The 17,782-nt window shown below is 69.6% G+C and carries 20 protein-coding genes and 1 riboswitch; of the genes, 9 read left to right on the top strand and 11 right to left on the bottom strand.

Annotated features, from left to right (window positions below):
- Positions 1-3 precede the first annotated feature (3 nt).
- A riboswitch (cyclic di-AMP (ydaO/yuaA leader) is annotated at positions 4-210 on the bottom strand.
- A gap of 166 nt (positions 211-376) precedes the next feature.
- From HQ306_RS04415 to HQ306_RS04405, 3 genes are all read right to left on the bottom strand, one after another.
- Entirely contained in the window at positions 377-1,663 is a 1,287-nt protein-coding gene (locus HQ306_RS04415) for a glycosyltransferase 87 family protein (protein WP_222627792.1), read from the bottom strand.
- Between the two features lie 89 nt (positions 1,664-1,752).
- Complete coding sequence (locus HQ306_RS04410; RefSeq protein WP_056446832.1) at positions 1,753-2,151, bottom strand: YccF domain-containing protein; 399 nt, start codon at positions 2,149-2,151, stop codon at positions 1,753-1,755.
- A gap of 27 nt (positions 2,152-2,178) precedes the next feature.
- Entirely contained in the window at positions 2,179-2,397 is a 219-nt protein-coding gene (locus HQ306_RS04405) for a hypothetical protein (RefSeq protein WP_027504235.1), read from the bottom strand.
- Positions 2,398-2,602: 205 nt separating this feature from the next.
- Between HQ306_RS04405 and HQ306_RS04400 the strand changes: the two genes are divergently transcribed.
- Complete coding sequence (locus HQ306_RS04400; RefSeq protein ID WP_027504234.1) at positions 2,603-3,022, top strand: cold-shock protein; 420 nt, start codon at positions 2,603-2,605, stop codon at positions 3,020-3,022.
- A 9-nt stretch (positions 3,023-3,031) separates the two neighbouring features.
- Here HQ306_RS04400 and HQ306_RS04395 read toward each other — a convergent pair whose 3' ends face one another.
- The 4 genes from HQ306_RS04395 to HQ306_RS04380 form a co-directional block, all read right to left on the bottom strand.
- Positions 3,032-3,514: a hypothetical protein gene (locus tag HQ306_RS04395; RefSeq protein ID WP_222627790.1), complete on the bottom strand. Its 483-nt coding sequence runs from the start codon at positions 3,512-3,514 to the stop codon at positions 3,032-3,034.
- Positions 3,515-3,555: 41 nt separating this feature from the next.
- Positions 3,556-4,065: a DUF2771 domain-containing protein gene (locus HQ306_RS04390; protein ID WP_222627788.1), complete on the bottom strand. Its 510-nt coding sequence runs from the start codon at positions 4,063-4,065 to the stop codon at positions 3,556-3,558.
- Positions 4,062-5,741: an MFS transporter gene (locus tag HQ306_RS04385; RefSeq protein ID WP_308115547.1), complete on the bottom strand. Its 1,680-nt coding sequence runs from the start codon at positions 5,739-5,741 to the stop codon at positions 4,062-4,064. Before HQ306_RS04385 ends, HQ306_RS04390 begins: the two co-directional genes overlap by 4 nt.
- Before the next feature lie 69 nt (positions 5,742-5,810).
- The gene (locus tag HQ306_RS04380) at positions 5,811-6,644 is read right to left on the bottom strand and encodes a glutaminyl-peptide cyclotransferase (RefSeq protein ID WP_056446841.1); all 834 of its coding nucleotides are present in this window, start codon (positions 6,642-6,644) and stop codon (positions 5,811-5,813) included.
- A 76-nt stretch (positions 6,645-6,720) separates the two neighbouring features.
- Here HQ306_RS04380 and HQ306_RS04375 point away from each other — a divergent pair, with 76 nt between their 5' ends.
- From HQ306_RS04375 to HQ306_RS04365, 3 genes are read left to right on the top strand one after another with little or no spacing between them, the layout of a single operon-like run.
- Complete coding sequence (locus HQ306_RS04375) at positions 6,721-7,524, top strand: DUF3027 domain-containing protein (protein ID WP_374197700.1); 804 nt, start codon at positions 6,721-6,723, stop codon at positions 7,522-7,524.
- Positions 7,521-10,241, top strand: a complete 2,721-nt coding sequence (locus tag HQ306_RS04370) for a sacsin N-terminal ATP-binding-like domain-containing protein (protein WP_222629161.1) — start codon at positions 7,521-7,523, stop codon at positions 10,239-10,241. Before HQ306_RS04375 ends, HQ306_RS04370 begins: the two co-directional genes overlap by 4 nt.
- Positions 10,238-10,789 (top strand): phosphatase PAP2 family protein, encoded by a 552-nt coding sequence (locus HQ306_RS04365; RefSeq protein WP_222627785.1) that lies wholly within the window; start codon positions 10,238-10,240, stop codon positions 10,787-10,789. The genes HQ306_RS04370 and HQ306_RS04365 overlap by 4 nt, the downstream gene beginning before the upstream one ends.
- Here HQ306_RS04365 and HQ306_RS22040 read toward each other — a convergent pair.
- A complete protein-coding gene (locus HQ306_RS22040; RefSeq protein ID WP_261769702.1) occupies positions 10,767-10,901 on the bottom strand; it encodes a hypothetical protein in 135 nt (44 codons plus the stop codon). The two genes, HQ306_RS04365 and HQ306_RS22040, sit on opposite strands and share 23 nt — an antisense overlap.
- 139 nt (positions 10,902-11,040) lie before the next feature.
- Positions 11,041-11,304, bottom strand: coding sequence for a DUF2530 domain-containing protein (locus HQ306_RS04360; RefSeq protein ID WP_051612979.1), 264 nt, complete (start codon positions 11,302-11,304; stop codon positions 11,041-11,043).
- A gap of 52 nt (positions 11,305-11,356) precedes the next feature.
- On the opposite strand from HQ306_RS04360, the gene HQ306_RS04355 reads away from it, so the two are divergent.
- The 3 genes from HQ306_RS04355 to HQ306_RS04345 all read left to right on the top strand — a co-directional run bounded on the left by HQ306_RS04355 (position 11,357) and on the right by HQ306_RS04345 (position 14,648).
- On the top strand, positions 11,357-12,811 hold the full coding sequence (locus HQ306_RS04355) for an NCS2 family permease (protein WP_027504226.1): 1,455 nt from the start codon (positions 11,357-11,359) through the stop codon (positions 12,809-12,811).
- Positions 12,812-12,873: 62 nt separating this feature from the next.
- Positions 12,874-13,302: a MarR family winged helix-turn-helix transcriptional regulator gene (locus HQ306_RS04350; protein ID WP_056447507.1), complete on the top strand. Its 429-nt coding sequence runs from the start codon at positions 12,874-12,876 to the stop codon at positions 13,300-13,302.
- Between the two features lie 104 nt (positions 13,303-13,406).
- Positions 13,407-14,648 (top strand): MFS transporter, encoded by a 1,242-nt coding sequence (locus HQ306_RS04345; protein WP_222629158.1) that lies wholly within the window; start codon positions 13,407-13,409, stop codon positions 14,646-14,648.
- Here the strand turns inward: HQ306_RS04345 and HQ306_RS04340 are convergent.
- On the bottom strand, positions 14,645-15,859 hold the full coding sequence (locus tag HQ306_RS04340; protein WP_222627783.1) for a GNAT family N-acetyltransferase: 1,215 nt from the start codon (positions 15,857-15,859) through the stop codon (positions 14,645-14,647). The genes HQ306_RS04345 and HQ306_RS04340 overlap by 4 nt on opposite strands.
- A 62-nt stretch (positions 15,860-15,921) precedes the next feature.
- Here HQ306_RS04340 and HQ306_RS04335 point away from each other — a divergent pair, with 62 nt between their 5' ends.
- Complete coding sequence (locus HQ306_RS04335; protein ID WP_222627781.1) at positions 15,922-16,725, top strand: RNA methyltransferase; 804 nt, start codon at positions 15,922-15,924, stop codon at positions 16,723-16,725.
- Positions 16,722-16,997, top strand: coding sequence for a DUF2537 domain-containing protein (locus HQ306_RS04330; protein ID WP_222627779.1), 276 nt, complete (start codon positions 16,722-16,724; stop codon positions 16,995-16,997). The genes HQ306_RS04335 and HQ306_RS04330 overlap by 4 nt, the downstream gene beginning before the upstream one ends.
- Here HQ306_RS04330 and HQ306_RS04325 read toward each other — a convergent pair.
- Entirely contained in the window at positions 16,994-17,710 is a 717-nt protein-coding gene (locus HQ306_RS04325) for a hypothetical protein (RefSeq protein ID WP_222627777.1), read from the bottom strand. The two genes, HQ306_RS04330 and HQ306_RS04325, sit on opposite strands and share 4 nt — an antisense overlap.
- Between the last annotated feature and the right edge of the window lie 72 nt (positions 17,711-17,782).

The raw sequence follows: 17,782 nt of genomic DNA, 5'->3' as shown, positions 1-17,782 counted from the left end.
TAGAAATCCTCTCCACACGCGCCTGCGAGGTCAGCTGTCGGATTCGGGCTGAGAGGTAGCCCGGCCTCGGTGCGCTCCTGGCTGGAGCGGAGAGGCTTCACCCCTAGGTCGACTGCTCGGTGCCCGGTGGGGCGCCGCGAGAGCCGGCCGGATATCTACGAAGGACGTGTGGGTCCCCCGCCCTCGTCCCTGATCATGTCTGTGAGGGATGTCCGGTACCCGCGGGACGAGGTTTGGCGCGGCGGGCCGGACGTCGGCCGAACTTCCGGCCGTGATGGACAGTATTACGAAACGGGCACACATGTCACTGTTCGATAACTTCCCCTGGTGCGCGCGTCGCGCCACCGTTGTGAGGTGTTCGAACGGGTCGTCGCAGCTAGGACGGCGAAGACGAGCTGACCACCGTCTCGTCACCCGTTCGTGACCGCTTCGTTATGTGTCCGACGTCACATGTGCGCAGGATCACAGCCACGACGACGAGCACCAGGACACCCGTGGTCGGGTAGACGGTCTGCAGCGCCACACCCTCGAGTCGGTTCGACGGCGGGAGCATGAAGGTGCCGATCGCGTAGACGTCACCGGGCGCCACCCAGAACCAGGCGATCTGCGGCAGGCTCGCGACGAGCGGCAGGAGCCAGGCGAGCGGGTTCGAGGCACGCAGTGCGACGTCCATGCAGACGATGACCAGCGGCAGGAGCCACACCCAGTGGTGACCCCAGGAGAACGGAGACACCAGAGGCGCCGTCAGGCCGATGACGATCAGGCCGAGGAGCGGCAACCCCCGGCGGTGCGCCGCGGCGCCCACGAGAAGGCCGGCCACGCAGACCGCTCCGGCGATGACGATCCAGAGCAGCGTCGGCGCCTCGGTCATGCCGAACCACCTCGGTATCGACGCGCGCAGCGACTGGTTCGCGCCGGACGAGATGTCGCCGATGCGGGACGAGTCGGAGATGGCGCCGAACCAGTAGGTGACCGCGTCGGAGAAGAGCACGACGAAGCCGAGCACCACGGTCGCCGCGGCGGTGACGACGCCGACGACCAGTGCCCGCCACTGCCGTGTCAGCGCTAGGTGGACGAGGAACAGTCCGGGAGTCATCTTGATGCCGGTGGCGATGCCGACCCCGATGCCGCGGAGCCGGCTGCCCTCGGGCCGCGACAGGTCCCACAGCACCAGCGCCAGGAGAACGAGATTGATCTGACCGAGCCAGATGGTCATGCGCACCGGTTCGAGCCACGTGAAGACGATGGACAGTGCGGCGCTGACGATGCGGAGACTGCGGTCGTCGCGGAAGCCGAGGACCATCCAGCAGGACCGGACGATCAGATAGAGCAGCGCGATGTTCCCGAGCCAGAAGACGATGTTGGTCGTCGCGGTGGACATCGCCCCGAGAGGTGCGAACACCAGCGCGGCGAACGGGGGGTACGTGAAGGGGAGTTCGCCGACCAGATCGTGGGCGTACAGCGGGGACGAGTCGAGCACTGTCGCTCCGCCGGCGCGGTACACGAGAGCGTCGATGCCGAACCGGAACAACCCGAACTTGGGGACGTCGAACGGGATGAGCCGATCGTGCGCGACGAGCGCCACGGCGGCACCGATCACGGTGAGGGCGACGAAGATCCTGTGTGATCCGAAGGTGCGGTCATCGGATTTCTTCAGTATCACGCACAGGATGGTAGACCGATCCGACGTGTATCACCCCTCGGGCCACGCCGAGAAGGAACCGTTCGTTCTGTTGAGTGCGCGCCCCGACGTCAGTAGCGCGTGGCCACGAACGGTGCGTCCGAGTCGACGATGTCCTTGCCCAGCGGCATGAGCGACACCGGGATCAGCTTGAGGTTCGCCAACGCCAGCGGGATCCCGATGATGGTGATCGCCATGGCGATCGCGGTGAGGATGTGCCCGATGGCCAGCCAGATTCCTGCCACGACGATCCAGATCACGTTGCCGATCACCGAGGCGACGCCCGCCGTGGGCTTGTCCACCACGGTCCGGCCGAAGGGCCACAGGGCGTACACCCCGATGCGGAACGCCGCGATACCGAACGGGATGGTGACGATGAGAATGCAGCAGACGATGCCGGCCACGAAGTAGCCGAGAGCGAGCCACAGGCCGCCGAAGATCAACCAGATGACGTTCAGCAGCAGGCGCATGCGACCAGTATGCCCGGTTCCGCCGTGTCAGCGACGGGCTCGGCGGCCCGACCGCAGCGCGTGGATCAGACCGAGCAGGAACCCCAGCGGGCACAGCATCGCCGAGAGATAGATCCACAGTCCGGGCGGATCGTCCCAGACGAGCAGCGTCACGAACATGACGACGATCGCCAGCAGGCCCAACCCGAAACAGACGAGGGCGGCGACCAGGAGCGCCGGGGTTCCGGTACGGGGGGAGTCGGTCACGAGACAGCACACTATCCCGCCGTCCTGACGACCCGACCGGCCTCCGGCCTACCCGGCGCCTGCCCCGCGATATCGAGGTGCTCGTCGTTCGCGCAGCGGAGTACCATCGACTCATCGCGTCCCGAGCGCCAGGGCCCGTCATGGGCGGCGGCAACGGGCGCGATTATTCATGTGACGCGATCAACGAGACGAATGGGTGAGATCGGTGCCGACCGGCAAGGTGAAGTGGTACGACGTCGACAAGGGTTTCGGCTTCCTCTCGCAGGACGAGGGTGAGGACGTGTACGTCCGGTCGTCCGCGCTCCCGCAGGGAGTCGAGGGCCTGAAGGCCGGCCAGCGCGTCGAGTTCGGCATGGCCGCCGGACGCCGCGGACCCCAGGCGTTGTCGCTGAAGGTTCTCGACCCGGCGCCCTCACTGCGTCAGGCGGGTGCCGCCGCCCGCCGCGATCAGCCGACCGCTCGCAAGCACACGCCCGACGAGTTGCACGGCATGGTCGAGGACATGATCACGCTTCTGGAGGCCACCGTGCAGCCCGAGTTGCGCAAGGGCAAGTATCCCGACCGCAAGACCGCCCAAAAGATCTCCGAGGTGGTCCGGGCCGTCGCCCGCGAACTGGACAGCTGACCCGGGCGGTCACTCCCAGCGGCCGTGCGTGCGCCAGTGCTCGAACTGGGTGACGAGGGCGTCCGTGTGCCGATGGCCCGGCCGAAAGTTGTCGATCCATCGTGCGCGGCCGATGTTGTCGGATCCCAGGAGCGTCGTCGTGCGGCCGTCGACGTCGACCACCAGGACGAGCGGGTCTCCCTCACCGCCCCGACGGAGTCGAAAGGTGTCGATCGCGTCGCGGGCGATCACGGACACCACCCCGCTTCGGCGGCGCGTCTCGAGCCGATCCCGGTAGACCACCGTGCGTTCGAAAGGGCTCCGCCATCCTTGCCAGAGCACGACACCGATCACCGACCGGGAGAACGGGGTCACCCACAGTGGCGTCCAGGTCCATGCGCGGGTCACGACGAAGAAGACCACCATCGTCATACTCACCGTCGTGGCGATGATCGGTCTCAGTCGAGCGTCCCTGGCCTTCATGCCGATCTCGGTCAAGGAGTTCTCGTCCATGACTTCCTTTCGCGCGCCGGGACGGTGACGTCGACAGGGTGTCAGTCCGCTTCCGTGGTGGCGATCGACCAGATGGCGTGGCTGACGATCTCCTCCTGGTCGGTGTCGACGTCGATGACACCGGACGGCAGGCGCACCTCGACGCCGATGAGCACGAGTCCGTCCTCGTTCACCGGCGGCACGGTGAGCGTGTTCCGAGTCCCGGGGGCGAAGTACTCGTCTGCTTCCACGACGTCGCCGGAGTCCGGGTCTCCGTAGACGCTGGCGAAGCCCCACGGGTTCTCCGAGATGGCGCCCGGCAGGGACAACTGCAGCGGATGGCCCTCGCGCACGGGCATCGTCGCGGTCGTGCCCTCGTAGTCGCAGAGCGGCTCCTGCACCGGGCAGTACCGGAACGGTTCCACTTCCTCGTACCGGCCGTCGGCGTACGCGGACACCCGCGGGGACTCCTCGGGGGCGTCGAGGATCGCCTTGCCGACCACCAGCACGAAGGCGACGCCGACGACGGCGACCAGTGCGGACAGTCCGTACAGGATCTTGCGTGTCGTCATCGGGGAGCGTCCTCGCCCGCGGGTGCGCGGCCCGCGTCCTGATCCACTCGGGGAATTCGGCCGGTGGCGTGGCGCAGTTCGCTGCCCGCCACCTCCTGGTCCGCTCGTACCGGTCTCTTGCCGCCGAAGCCGGGAAGCAGCGAGCCGCCCCGGTGGGTCACGAATGTCTGCACCAGGCCGATCGTAAGGACCACCGACACCACGGTGAAACCCAGCCAGTACTCGGTGGGGAGCAGCACGCCGAACGTGCCGCCGATGACCCAGCTCAGCTGCAGCACCGTCTCGCTGCGCCCGAAGCCGGACGCGATCGACTCGGGAGGCAGGTCGTTCTGCAACGACGCGTCGAGCGACACCTTCGCCAGCGCGTTCGCGCCCGACGCGACGAGAGCCGCGAGCGCGGCAGTCAGCAGGCTGTTCGTCAGAGCCGCGACGATCGCGACCGCAGTGACGGCCGCGGTGCAGCGCACCACCAGCACCGACGGGCGACCGAGCTTCACCCGGGCGCCGGCGGCGTTGCCGCCGAAGTTGCCGAGACCGGCCGCCGCGCCCACCAACGCCAACATGAGTGCCTGCTGGAGTGGCTCGTGCTCGGTGCGGGACTTCGCCACGAACGCGACGTACAGCGTGAGGAAGCCGGTGAGCACGCGGATGGTGCCGTTGCCCCACAGTCCGGTGAGGACGTCGCGGCCGAGGGGCTGCCGGCGTTTGCTGGGCGCCGGGACGATGCCGATCGCGCCGGTGGTCGCCTCGGCGTGGTACCCGAGCGTCGCGGGCACCTCACCCTCGGTGACCTCCACCCAGGACGGGATGCGCATGGAGAGATACGCGCCGAACACCGTCACGGCGAACGTGAACCACAGTGCCCCGGCGGAACCCAGTGCGAACGCGATGGCACCCGCGACCGCTCCCGCCGAGATGGTGCCGCCCAGCAACCCGAACACGGTCAGGCGGGAGTTCACCCGGACGAGGTCGATGTCCGGTGGCAGCACCCGAGGGGTGACGGCTGACTTGAGCACCGAGAACGACTTGCTCAGCACCATCATCCCGAGCGCGGCGGGATAGAGGAGCCAGGTGTCGAAATTGAAGACCAGCACCACGGCGAGGACGGCACGCAGGACGAACGAGGTGGCCAGCGCGATGCGGCGACCCTGCTGCAGGCGGTCGAGCATGGGGCCGATCAGGGGCGCGATGATCGCGAACGGGGCGATGGTGATGAGCAGATACAGGGCGACCTTGGTCTTGTCCTCGCCCGTCGCGGCGGAGAAGAACAGCGTGTTGGCCAGCGCCACCGCCATCGCCGCGTCCGAGGCGAAGTTGGCCATCGTCGCGTAGGTGAGCGCCGTGAGACCGGACTTGTCGGCTCCGTCGGCGGTGGCGGCGCGTCGGAACGTCGCGATGCCCTTGCCCGTGATCTCACGACCACGCATCGCCGCGACGCGGGTGACCGTCAGTTTGCGCGGTACGCGGGGACGGCGGGGACCGGTGTCCTGGTTCGGCATGCGTGTCGTCGGGTCGGGCGCCGTGGTCGGGTCGCCCGGGATCGTCTCGCCCGGTCCGGCCGTCGGTGGATGCAGCGGAGGCAGCGGCGATCGACGGGGTGGGAGTCGCTCGGACGGCGAGTAGTTGTCCCATCCCGGATGTCGCGAACCGGGGCGCGGATCGTCGGGACCTGTCACCCCGTCATTGTCCCCCACCTCGGGTCGGGGAGTGTGGGCGACTCGCTCGGCGGGGGCGGCGTCCCTCGGTCACCGTGGTCGGAACTCGACCTCGAACAGAGTGGGCCACAATTTGCCGGTCACGAGGAAGCGGGACGTGCCGGGGACGGCCGCGATGCCGTTGAGGACGTCGATTCCGGACGTGTCCTCGAGTGCGGCACGCAACGGCGAGGCGTCGACGATCGCCGTCACGGCGCCGGTCGACGGATCGATCCGCACGATGTCGTCGGTCTTCCAGATGTTGGCGTAGATCCCGTCCGCGGTGCACTCCAGCTCGTTGATCGACGTCACCGGCCGCTCGCCCCGAGTCACGCGCACGCTGCCGGTGGGCTCGAAGGTGACCGGATCTCGGAAGGTGAGGGTGTCGGTGCCGTCGCTCATCACGAGGCGGCCGCTCGATCCCGCACTCGACTCGTCGAGGCACAGACCCCAGCCCTCGCCGTCGTAGTCGACGCGTCGCCGCTCCAGCAGAGTCTCGCGATCTCGGGCCACCGCGATCCCGTCCTGCCAGGTCAGCTGCCACACCGTGTCGCCGGCGACGGTGAGGCCCTCGCCGAACAGCGGTGCGGGAAGGTCCACCTCCGCGAGCACGTCGCCCGTCTCCCGATCGGACGCCGTGACGCGGGAGCGGCCCTCGCGGCCCGTCCCCTCGAGCAATCGGTCACCGTCGATCTCGAGACCCTGGGTGAAGGCGTCGGTGTCGTGCGGCGACGTGCCGACGATCTCGACGCCGAAGCGGGGCACGTCCGCGGCCGGCGGTGCGGGGTCCGGCGCGCATCCACCGAGCACCACCGCGGCGGCGACGGTTCCGGACCCGATCGCGCGGCCGACTCCCGAACCTGAACGCAAGAGACCCGAACGCATACGGCCATCCTGTCAGGCCCGGTGGGCGCACGACGCGAGCCGATGCTGCAAAATAGGGGGTGTGAGTGCCCCTGTCGTGACTGAGATCCCCCCGCTCCTCGCCGACGCCGTGTCCGTGGCGCAGGCCGCCGTCGTGGAGTCGGGCGAAGGCCCGGTCGGAGCCCACCTCGGGGTCGAGGCCGTCGACGAGGCCTCTGCGATCCACCGCTTCGCGGCCGACCTGCCCGGATACGGCGGCTGGCAGTGGGCGGTCGTCGTCGCAGCGCCCCCAGGCTCCGAGACCGTCACCGTCAGCGAACTGGCCCTGCTCCCCGGCCCGGACGCTCTGGTGGCGCCGACGTGGGTTCCGTGGGACGAGCGCATCCGTCCCGGCGATCTGGCTCCGGGTGACCTGCTGCCGCCGCGCCACGAGGACGTCCGACTGGTGCCGGGGTACCTGGCCACCGGCGATCCCGCCGTCGACGACGTCGCTCTCGAACTCGGTCTCGGTCGCAAGCAGGTCATGAGCCGCGAGGGTCGGCTCGAGGCCGCCGAGCGGTGGGCCGAGAGCGACTTCGGTCCCGATTCCCCGATGGCCAAGGCGGCGCCGGGCACGTGCGTCACCTGCGGTTTCTATCTCGCTCTGCAGGGTTCGCTGAGCGCTGCGTTCGGCGTGTGCGGAAACGAGTTGGCCGCGGACGGACACGTGGTGCACGCGGCGTACGGCTGCGGTGCGCACTCGGACACCGAGGGACCGACCGGCGCCGGATCGCCCGCGTACGCGGCCTACGACGACGGTGCCCTGGAGACCACGCCGACCGAGAACACCGAGCCCCAGAACACCGAGCCCCGGGACACCGAGGCTGTCACCGACATCACGGAGTCGTCGTCGACCCTCTGACCGACCCCTTCGGGACGGAGGCGCTGCGCGAGTCCGTTCTCGCGGCCTGGTCGTCGTCGCCCACCCGACTGCGGGAGGATGCGGCCACGGAGGCCGATCTGGTGCTGGGGGGCTACCGCGATCGCGTGATCACGGAGCTGGCGCAGAACGCCGCCGACGCCGCCTCCCGCGCCGACGTTCCCGGTCGCCTGGCGGTGTGGTCCGTCGGCGACGCGCTGCACGTCGCGAATGTCGGTGTGCCGCTGTCGGTCACCGGGGTGCAGGCGCTGTCCGCGCTGCGAGCGTCCGACAAGACTTCCGAGCACGCCACGTCCGTCGGGCGATACGGAGTCGGGTTCACCGCCGTCCGTGCGGTGTCCGAGCGTATCGAGATCCGATCCACGTCGGGCTCGATCGTGTTCGACGGATCGAGGACGCGCCGAGCGATCGCCGCGCGTGGGCTCAGTGAGCCGGAGCAGGGCGTTCCCGTCCTCCGATTGCCGTGGGCGTCGGACGACGTGCCGACCCCGGGTTGGGACACCGAGGTCGTGCTGCACGGCGTCGTGGACGTCGCCGAAGTGCTGACCGCGGCCGCCCGTGAGTCGATCGATCTGATGCTCGAACTCGATGCGCTGCAGTCGATCTCCGTCGACGGGACCGAACTCGTGCGTGAGGTGTCGTCGGGCCCGGGAGCGTGGACGGACGTGCGGGTCGGCGGCCGACGATGGTGGCGCGGCGACGCGGCGACCGCACGCTGGTTTCTGCCGCTCGAGGACGACGGTCTCACGCCGGACTCGCCCGCGCCACTGACGCGGGACGTGCTGCGTGCGCCCACCAGATCCGATGAGGTGCTGACGATTCCGCTGCTCCTGATCGCGGACGTCCCCCTCCAGCCCGACCGTCGACGGGTCCTTCCGGGCGCTGACCTCTCGGTCGTGGCGACCGGATACGCGGCACTGGTCGCCGACCTGCCGGCGTCTCATCGGGCCGCCGCGGTACCGCGTCCGGGACTGCCGGCGTCCGAGGTCGACGAGGCGGTCCGCGCGGCGCTGGTCCGCGACCTGGAGTCGACCGCGTGGGTGCCGACGATTGCGGGCCGGGCGGTACGTCCCGCGAATGCCGCGGTGGTGGAAGCGATCTCGGTCGAATTGGCCGAACTCCTCGTGGACGTCGTGCCGGGTCTGGTGGCACCCGAGGCATCGGATCGCGCGTCGGCGACGGCTCTGGCGGCGGTCGGTGTGCGTCGGCTCGGGCTCGCGGGCATCGTCGAGAGCCTGTCGGGGGTGTCGCGGCCGCCGATCTGGTGGCACCGCCTGTACGACGCACTGACCGACATCGTGCACGACTCGGCGGACGTCGACGAGTGTGCGGCGCTGCCGGTTCCGCTGACGGACGGCCGCACCGTCACGGGTCCCCGCACGGTGGTGCTGGTGGACGGCGACCGTCTCGGCTCGGTCGGGTGGGCTCGTGTGGTGCACCCGGACGCCGCCCATCCGTTGCTCCGCCGCGCGGGAGCGCGGACCGCTCGCCCGGCCGACCTGCTCGCCGACCCCGCGTTGGCAGCGATGCTCGAGGATCCGGACGACGTGCCGGAGGAACTGGTGCACGACGTGCTGACCCTCGCGGCAGCCGTCGGCGGCGAGACGAGGATCGGCTCCGTCGGGTCGTTGCCGTTGCTCTCGTCGGACGGCGAGATGCGGGCGGCGGACGAACTGCTGTTGCCGGACTCGCTGTTACGGCGAGTGTTGCAGCGGGACAGCCCGTTCGGCGTGGTGGATCGGTCCGTCGTCGACCGGTACGGCGCGGACGCCCTGCGGGTGGTGGGCGTGGGTCACGGCTTCGGCGTCGTGGTGGACGAGACCCCCGCGGGTCCCGATCACGATCTCGACGACGAGGAGGCGTGGTGGGACAGTCTCTCCGGTGAGCCCGGCACCCTGGTCGCCGTGCGTGATCTCGATCTGGTGGACGAGGCGCGCTGGGCGGACGCGCTCACCCAGATCGTCGACGATCCGGTGACGGCCGCGGCGGTGCGGGACCGGACCGGCTACACCGCCTGGTGGCTGCGTCGTCACGCGCGGGTGAACGAGACACCGCTGGGGTTGCTCCGTCTGCCCGGCGACGACTCCCTGCGTGGACTGCTGGACCCCGTCGACCATCCCCGCGCCGCCGAGTTCGCCGCGGCGCTGGCGGGTTCCGCGATCGACGACGCCGACACGGCGGCCGATCTGCTCGCCGCGGCGGCCGATCCCGATCGTGTGGTGTCTCCCGCGGTGGCGATCCGGGTCCACACGCTCCTCGCCGAGGCGGTGGACGCCGGGCGGGTGGATCTACGCGACATCGATCCGCCGGAGGCGGTACGCACTCTCGCCGGCAGCGTGGCCGATCCCGCCGCGGTGGTCGTCCTCGATCACCCGCGGTGGATCGCCCTGCTACCCGCCGATCGAGTCGTGCTCGGGTCGACGGCGTCCGCCGACACCCTCGCGGATCTCCTCGACGTGGAGACGGCGTCGACGGCGCTGAGCGTCGAGATCGTGTCGGTGGGGGAGCGGGCGACGGTGGACACCCGTCCCGCCCTCGCGGCTGCACGCGCGATCTCGTCGTGGCCGGTCCCGGACGTCGTCGTCCTGCACGACGACCTGGTGGTGCGGTGTCGCGGCACCGTGCGAGTGGAGCGAGCGGTGCCCTTCTGGGTCACCGACGACGGCGAGACGCACGTGTCACGGACGGTGCTGCCGTGAGCGCGGACCGTAGTGTCCTCGACTGGATGGTGGATCACCGGAGCGCGGCCCTGACGGACGCCATGACCGTGATCACGACGGTGGGCAACACCGCGGGCGTCGCACTCGTGACGGTGGTGGTCGCGCTGATCCTGGTGCGCCGGGGGCACCGCCATCTCGGGCCGGGCCTCGTGGCCACGGTGGTCTCCGGATGGCTCCTCATGAACGCTCTCAAGTACGCGATCCGCCGGACTCGGCCGCCGGTGCCCGAGCGCCTCGTCGACATCTCGACCTACTCGTTCCCGTCCGGTCACGCCATGGTGTCGGCGACCTTCGCGGCGGCGGTCATCACGCTGCTGGTCGCGCTCGGCGCGTTCGACAGTGCCCGGAAACGAACGAGAGCAGCGGCCGCCGTGGTCACGGCGGCAACGCTGCTCATCGGGTTCTCCCGCGTCTACCTCGGGGCGCACTGGCTCAGCGACGTCGTCGTCGGCTGGCTCCTGGGGGCCCTGGTCGGTGTCGCGGGTATCGCGGTGGTGTCGCGACTCAGCGGTCGCGCTGGGCGATGACGAGAAGCTCGTCACGCATCGCGGGGCTGCCCACGTTGTTCGCGCGTGCGTAGAGATCACGCAGTGCCCGAACGTGGCGGCGGCGGTTGAGGAAACTTTCGACGTACTTCACTTCTATCTCTCCGGACGTTGCTCGAGTAGCTGAACTGACATAACCGATTCTCCACGTTACGTCCGTGTTACTCAACCTCGACGAGGGTGAGTTCCAGCACGTCAGAGGGGGTTTTCGCGCCCAGAACCTGTCGCCCGGGTCATACCTCGGGCGGGTGCACGAGCCCCTTCTGGGCCGTGCGTCGGCCGCGGCGAGCAGCGCGGCGTTGCAGTGCGAACAGTCCGAACCCCAACGCGCCCAGAGCGGTTCCCGTCCAGCAGACCGCGACTGCGCCCGAGAAGGAGTCGACCACCGAGCACAGGACGGCGGCGACGAGGAACAGCAGCGTACCGGCAGCGAGCACCGGAGCGGGATCGGTCACGCGCGGTGGCAGTCCGGGCGGGGTGGCGGGGGTGGGGCGCACGGCGCCGACGCTACCCGCGCCCCTCACCGGGTCATGGCCTAGTCTCCACTTCATGTCTCGCGCGACGTCTCTCCTCGACTCGTACTTCAAGATCACCGATCGCGGATCGACCATGTCCGCCGAGGTGCGGGGAGGCGTCGTCACGTTCGTCGCCATGGCCTACATCGTGGTGCTGAATCCGCTGATCCTCGGCAGCTTCTCGCCCGACGACGCGGCGGCCAAGACCGACGTGCTGGGCGACATCCTCCCGGTGCCCCAGGTCGCCGCCGTCACGGCGCTCGTGGCCGGCGTCATGAGCATTCTCTTCGGTGTCATCGCCAATTACCCGTTCGCCATCGCGGCGGGACTCGGCATCAACACGCTGCTCGCCGTCACCATCGCCCCGCAGGTCACCTGGGCCGAGGCCATGGGGCTGGTAGTCATCGACGGCATCATCATCGTGGTGTTGGCGCTCACCGGATTCCGCACCGCCGTGTTCGAGGCCATCCCCAGCGAACTCAAGGCCGCCATCGCGGCGGGCATCGGCGCCTTCATCGCGCTCATCGGTCTCGTCGACGCAGGCTTCGTGCGTCGTGTGCCGGACATCGCCGGCACCACCGTTCCGGTCGGCCTGGGCATCGACGGGTCCATCGCGTCGTGGCCGACGGTGACCTTCGTCTTCGGTCTGCTTCTCATGGGCATCCTCGTGGCGCGAAAGGTGCGGGGCGGGTTGCTGATCGGCATCGTCGTCACCACCGTGGTGGCCGCGATCATCGAGGCGATCACCGACACCGGTGCCTCCGCGGGAGTGAACCCGAAGGGCTGGAACCTCAGCGTGCCGGCGCTGCCCGACGTCGTCGTCGACCTCCCCGACCTGTCACTCGTGGGCAACGTCGATCTGTTCGGCGCCTTCACCCGCATCGGCGTCCTGGCGGCCAGCCTGCTGGTGTTCACGCTGGTGCTGGCCAACTTCTTCGACGCCATGGGCACCATGACCGGGCTCGGCAAGGAGGCCGGGCTCGCGAGCAAGGACGGCACGCTGCCGGGCGTCGGCAAGGCGCTCGTCGTCGAGGGTGTCGGCGCGGTCGCGGGCGGCGCGGGTTCGGCGTCGTCGAACACGGTCTTCGTCGAGTCGGCGTCGGGAATCGCCGAGGGTGCGCGCACCGGCCTCGCCAACGTGGTGACGGGCGTGCTGTTCCTCGCCGCGATGTTCCTGACACCGCTGTACTCGGTGGTCCCCATCGAGGCGGCCGCACCGGCCCTCGTCGTGGTGGGGGCGTTGATGATCGGGCAGGTCGCCGACATCGATTTCACCAAGTTCCATGTGGCGCTGCCCGCGTTCCTCACCATCGTGGTCATGCCGTTCACCTACTCCATCGCGAACGGCATCGGCGTCGGATTCATCACCTGGGTCGTCCTCGCCGTCGGTCGCGGCAAGATCCGCAGCGTCCACCCACTTCTCGGCATCGTGGCCCTGCTCTTCGTCGCGTACTTCGCCCTCGGGCCCATCACGGACGCGCTCACGTAGTCGGCGCAGATCCGCTGCTCGCGCGGGTCGTTCAGCACCCGCACGTGCCGTATCCTGTGGCGATGCCTCAGGAACTGCGTGCGTTGGCCGGCGACCTCTCCCTCGCTGTCGTCCGTATGACGCGGCACCTGCGAGGCCGCCGCACCAGCCAGGTGACGCTCACGCAGCTCTCCGCTCTCGCGACCCTCGCACGCGAAGGCGCGATGACTCCGGGCACCCTGGCAGCGCGCGAGCGCGTACAGCCGCCGTCCATGACGCGCGTCGTCGCGTCCCTGGGCGATCTCGGGTACGTGGACCGGATGCCCCACCCCACCGACGGCCGTCAGATCATCGTGTCGCTGTCCGACGCGGGCCGTCAGGTCATCGAGGACGAGGTCAACGCCCGCGAGGCGTGGTTGACCGAACAGTTGCGCGGGCTCGACGCGGACCAGCTCGTGGCGATGCGTACCGCGGTCGACATCATGTCGGCCATCGTCAACGAGTCGGAGTGACGCTCCCCGCCTGACGTCGGGCCGAGGTCTCCGCCACCGGAGTAGATTGGTACTTCGTGCAACTACTTCATCGGCGGACGGACGGGTCCGCGGCCCGGCCCTCTCTGTTCGACGCGTTGCACTCGCGCAACTACAGACTGTGGGCGTCAGGTCAGATCGTCTCGCTCATCGGCACCTGGATGCAGCGCATCGCCCAGGACTGGCTGGTTCTCGAACTGTCCGGGGGCAACGGGCTCGCCGTCGGCATCGTCATGGCACTGCAGTTCGGTCCCACGCTGGTGCTGTCCGTGTGGGGCGGGGTGCTCGCGGATCGGTACGACAAGAGACGTCTCCTCATGGCCACTCAGGCCGCTGCCGCCGTGTTCGGGCTCGTTCTCGGGCTGCTCGACGTCGGCGGTGTCGTGGCGCTGTGGCACGTCTACGTCCTGGCGCTGCTCCTCGGCTGTTCGTCGGCGATCGACGCGCCCGTCCGGCAGTCGTTCACCATCGAGATGGTCGGTCCCGCACGGCTTCCCAACGCCATCGGCCTCAACTCGATGACGTTCAACCTCGCCCGCATCGTCGGCCCCGCGATCGCCGGCGTGGGCATCACGCTGGTCGGCACCGGCTGGGTCTTTCTCGTCAACGCAGCCTCGTTCGCCGCGGTGTTCGGCGCCCTCGCCGCCATGCGGCCCGCCGAACTGTTCACCGTCGAGCGTGCACCGCGTCGGAAAGGGCAGGTGCGGGAGGGATTCCGCTACGTCGCGGGGCGGCCGGATCTCTGCGTGCTCCTGGCGACCGTGTTCGTCGTGTCGACGTTCGGCATCAACTTCCCGCTGAGCCTGTCGGTGATCGCGCGCAACACCTTCGACAAGGGTGCGGACGCGTACGGATTCCTGTCCACGGTGCTCGCGGTGGGCACCTTGATCGGCGCGACTCTCGCCGCCCGGAGACGCGGCACCCCCGGGATCCGTCTCTTCGTGCTGTCCGCGGTGGTGTTCGGCATCTTCGAGACTCTGGCCGGAGTGATGCCCGCGTTCTGGGCCGTCGCAGTCATGTTGATCCCGGCCGGCGCAGTCCAGCTCACGTTCAGCACCATCGCGATGAACATCCTGCAGGCATCGGTCCCGTCGGACATGCGCGGCCGGGTCATGGGCATCTACATGCTGTTCTTCCTCGGCGGAACCCCGCTGGGCAGCCCGTTGCTCGGCTGGGTGGCCGACGTCGTCGATCCTCGCGCACCGCTGGTGCTCGGCGGGATCGTCTCCCTGATCGCGGGCCTGGGCGCGGCGCTGGTCGTGCGCCGCACCCATGTCGCCGACATCGCGATGCCCGACGTCGGGGTCGACGAACCCCGACCCGCCTAGAAGAACCAGCCGATCTGGGGCTGGCTCGGGGTGCCGAAAGCCAGATCGAACTCGTGCAACGCCTTCTGCGACGTCGACGCCACTCGGCCGGCGGCCGCGAACTGGCGAGCGCGGTGCGCGCCGAGGTAGAGGCTGCCGAGGACGGACGAGGACACCGTCACGTCGGGGTCGTCGTCACTGCGGGTGACCTCGGCGTGCCCGTCGCGGGTGACGAAGCGATAGGCGCCGCCGGCATGCAGGAACGGATCCTCCACGCCGATCACGAGATCGGTGTCGATGGCGTACGTCCGCGCCGACAGCGCGGCCGGGACGTCCATCAACCGCACCCACAGGCCGTCCTTGACGCCGGTGACCTGCGGAACACGACGATCGGTCAGCAGTGTCAGCAGCGGATCCCCGACGGGAAGCGTCACCTCGATCGTCTCCACGAGATCGATGCCGCACATCACCTGCCAGAGATCGGAGCGTGCCTCGTCCGTCGCGGCGATGATGTCGACGATGCGCGCCTCCTGCGCCCCCGCTGTCCCGACGCGGTAGCCGCGGCGGAACGCGATGTATCCGTCGGGGTGGACGATGAAGAAGAGCTTGGAGAAACCACCGCGGGAGTTCTTGCGATCGGCGAAGAAGCGATGCCACCGGGTCTGGGGCATCGGCTGGGCGCCGGCGGTCTGTCGCTGCCACCGTCCGTAGATCTCCGGCAGCAGTTCACGAGCCTCCGCGGACGTCACCAGACGGGCGCCCCGGGGCGGCGGCAGATCCTTGCGGAACGCGGTGAAGCGCCGGTCGATGGTGTAGTTGACACCCTGCGTGGCGGCGCCGTACCCGAACCGCTCGTAGATGGTCGCCTCGCTCGCCGTGAGCACCGACAGGGGCTTGCCCGCCTCCTCGAAGCGCTCGTGCTGCGCGGTGAACATCCGGCGCAGGATGCCGCGTCGGCGATGCGTGGGAGCGACCGACACCCACGACACCCCCGTCGCGGGCAGGGTGCGGCCACCGGGGACGGTGACGTCCATTGGGAAGTGCATCGTGACACCGACCGGCAGGTCACCGTCGCACGCCAGGAAAATCTCGGACGAGGCCGTGAGGATCTTGGTCTCCTCCATGTCCTCGCTGTTCTGGTGCTCACCGAAAGCGTGGGCGTCGAGGAGCGCGATGGCGTCCCAGTCGTCCTCGGTGGCGGTACGGATGGTGATCGTGTCGTCGGTAGTCATCGCAGACGACCTTATCGGCCGCGCCGATGCACCGCCGGAACACGTCCTGAGAAGATGGGTCCGTGGTACACGTCGTCGACATCACCGACCCAGCCGATCCTCGCCTCGACGACTTCCGGGACCTCAACTCCTCGGACCGTCGCCCCGACCTGCCCGAGGGCAAGGGGCTGGTGATCGCGGAGGGTGTCCTGGTGGTCCAGCGCCTCGTCGCGTCACGTTTCCAGCCCCTCTCGCTGCTGGGCGTCGAGCGGCGGCTCGGTGAGCTCGCGGACGATCTCGTGGACGTCGACGTGCCGTTCTACCGCACCACGGCGGACGTCATGGCGGAGGCCGTCGGGTTCCACCTCAACCGCGGGGTGCTCGCGGCCGCCCGGCGCCCCGCACCGCTGGACCTCGCGGACGTCGTCGCCGACGCGCGGACCGTGGCGATTCTCGAAGGCGTCAACGACCACGAGAACCTCGGCTCTATGTTCCGCAATGCCGCCGGCCTCGGTGCCGACGCCGTCCTCTTCGGCGGCGCCTGCGCCGACCCGCTGTACCGACGGTCGGTGCGTGTCTCGATGGGCCACGTGCTGCGCGTGCCGTTCGCCACGGTCCCCGACTGGCCGCGCGGGCTGTCCGTGCTGCGCGACAACGGGTTCCAGCTCGTCTCGCTGACTCCGAATCCCACCGCCGTTCCGCTGGCCGAGGCGATGACGGGGGAGAAGGTCGCGCTCCTGCTCGGCGCCGAGGGGCCCGGACTCACCGAACACGCGATGCGCGCCACCGACGTCCGGGCGCGGATCCCGATGGCACCGGGCACCGACTCGCTCAACGTCGCCACCGCGGCCGCCATGGCGTTCTACGAGCGGGTGCGCACGGGATGAGGGATCCGGACGAACCGACACCGTGGGGCCCGGGAATTGCGTGTGCCGTCGCCGCGGCACTCGTCACCGCCGCCGCGGTGATCTCGCTGGGCCTCACCCTGCTCCGGGTCAGCAGTCTCTTCGCTGTCCTGGTGATGGCCGTGATGGTGGGCGGCGCTGCGCCGTCGGTCGCCCGCCGGCGTGCAGATCCGGTGTGGCGCTTCGTCGTTCCGGGCATCGCCGCCGGCGCGGCCGTGGGTGTGCTGGCGTTCGCCGTCGACGCGTCGGTCTAGCGGCGCCGGAACAGGCCGCGCTTGCGCTGCGGCTCCGGAGTCTCCGGTCGCGGCGGTTCGGGCGGAGGGGTCGCCGCCGGATCGCGCATCGCGAAGTCGCACAACAGCACCGACCCGGGGTCGGTGTCCCCGTCGCGGGCACCGCCGATCATGCGGACGCCTAGCCACTGGGCGCTCGCCGCGTCGGCGAACTCCTGGGGGTGGAACGGCAGCGCCTGGGGATCGGGAAACTTCTCGCCGTCGAACTGCAGCGGATGGTCGCCCGACCAGAAGGGCCGTTCCCACGGGAAGGGAAGACCCTCGTCCTCGTGGATGTAGGTGGGGCCGGCGCTGAACGAGCGCTTCAGGGTGCCGGAGTCCCATTGCGCGAAGGCGCCCCACGCGTGCTCGCGTTCGGAAGCGACGAGAAAGGTGTGCGTGGACGGCAGCAACGACGTCCACGACTCCTCGAGAGTCGACGGGCGCACCGCGGCGGGCTCGGACGCGCAGACGACGGTGATGCCCGGGTAGCAGCCGACCAGCACGCGGTTCGGCTCCGACGCCACGGCGAACGCCGTCAGGGGAGCCATGCCGACGAGGGTGGGCTCGAGACCGGGGTGGAGCTTCCGTGCGACGGCCGCGGCCGCATCGGTGTCGGACTGCACTCCGGACCGCAGTACCGCGATCGGATCAGGTGCGTCGACGAACCACAACGCTGCTGTTCCCAGCCCCACCGGGCGCCCCCTTGTCGTCGTCCGGTCTCAGACGGTCACTTTCTCGGCCGTGAAGATCGCTCTGCCGTGAAC

Origin of the sequence: Rhodococcus sp. BP-160, assembly GCF_019836205.1 — a bacterium.
Taxonomy (GTDB): Bacteria; Actinomycetota; Actinomycetes; order Mycobacteriales; family Mycobacteriaceae; genus Rhodococcoides.
The sequence above is the reverse complement of the archived record's forward strand: the minus strand, read 5'-3'. Positions and strand labels throughout refer to the sequence as shown.

Bases quoted from the DNA above. Each gene is read 5' to 3' on its own strand.
- HQ306_RS04410 (WP_056446832.1), bottom strand. From the start codon at position 2,151: ATGCGCCTGCTGCTGAACGTCATCTGGTTGATCTTCGGCGGCCTGTGG.
- HQ306_RS04395 (WP_222627790.1), bottom strand. From the start codon at position 3,514: ATGGACGAGAACTCCTTGACCGAGATCGGCATGAAGGCCAGGGACGCT.
- HQ306_RS04390 (WP_222627788.1), bottom strand. From the start codon at position 4,065: ATGACGACACGCAAGATCCTGTACGGACTGTCCGCACTGGTCGCCGTC.
- HQ306_RS04380 (WP_056446841.1), bottom strand. From the start codon at position 6,644: ATGCGTTCGGGTCTCTTGCGTTCAGGTTCGGGAGTCGGCCGCGCGATC.
- HQ306_RS04355 (WP_027504226.1), top strand. From the start codon at position 11,357: ATGTCTCGCGCGACGTCTCTCCTCGACTCGTACTTCAAGATCACCGAT.
- HQ306_RS04350 (WP_056447507.1), top strand. From the start codon at position 12,874: ATGCCTCAGGAACTGCGTGCGTTGGCCGGCGACCTCTCCCTCGCTGTC.
- HQ306_RS04340 (WP_222627783.1), bottom strand. From the start codon at position 15,859: ATGACTACCGACGACACGATCACCATCCGTACCGCCACCGAGGACGAC.
- HQ306_RS04330 (WP_222627779.1), top strand. From the start codon at position 16,722: ATGAGGGATCCGGACGAACCGACACCGTGGGGCCCGGGAATTGCGTGT.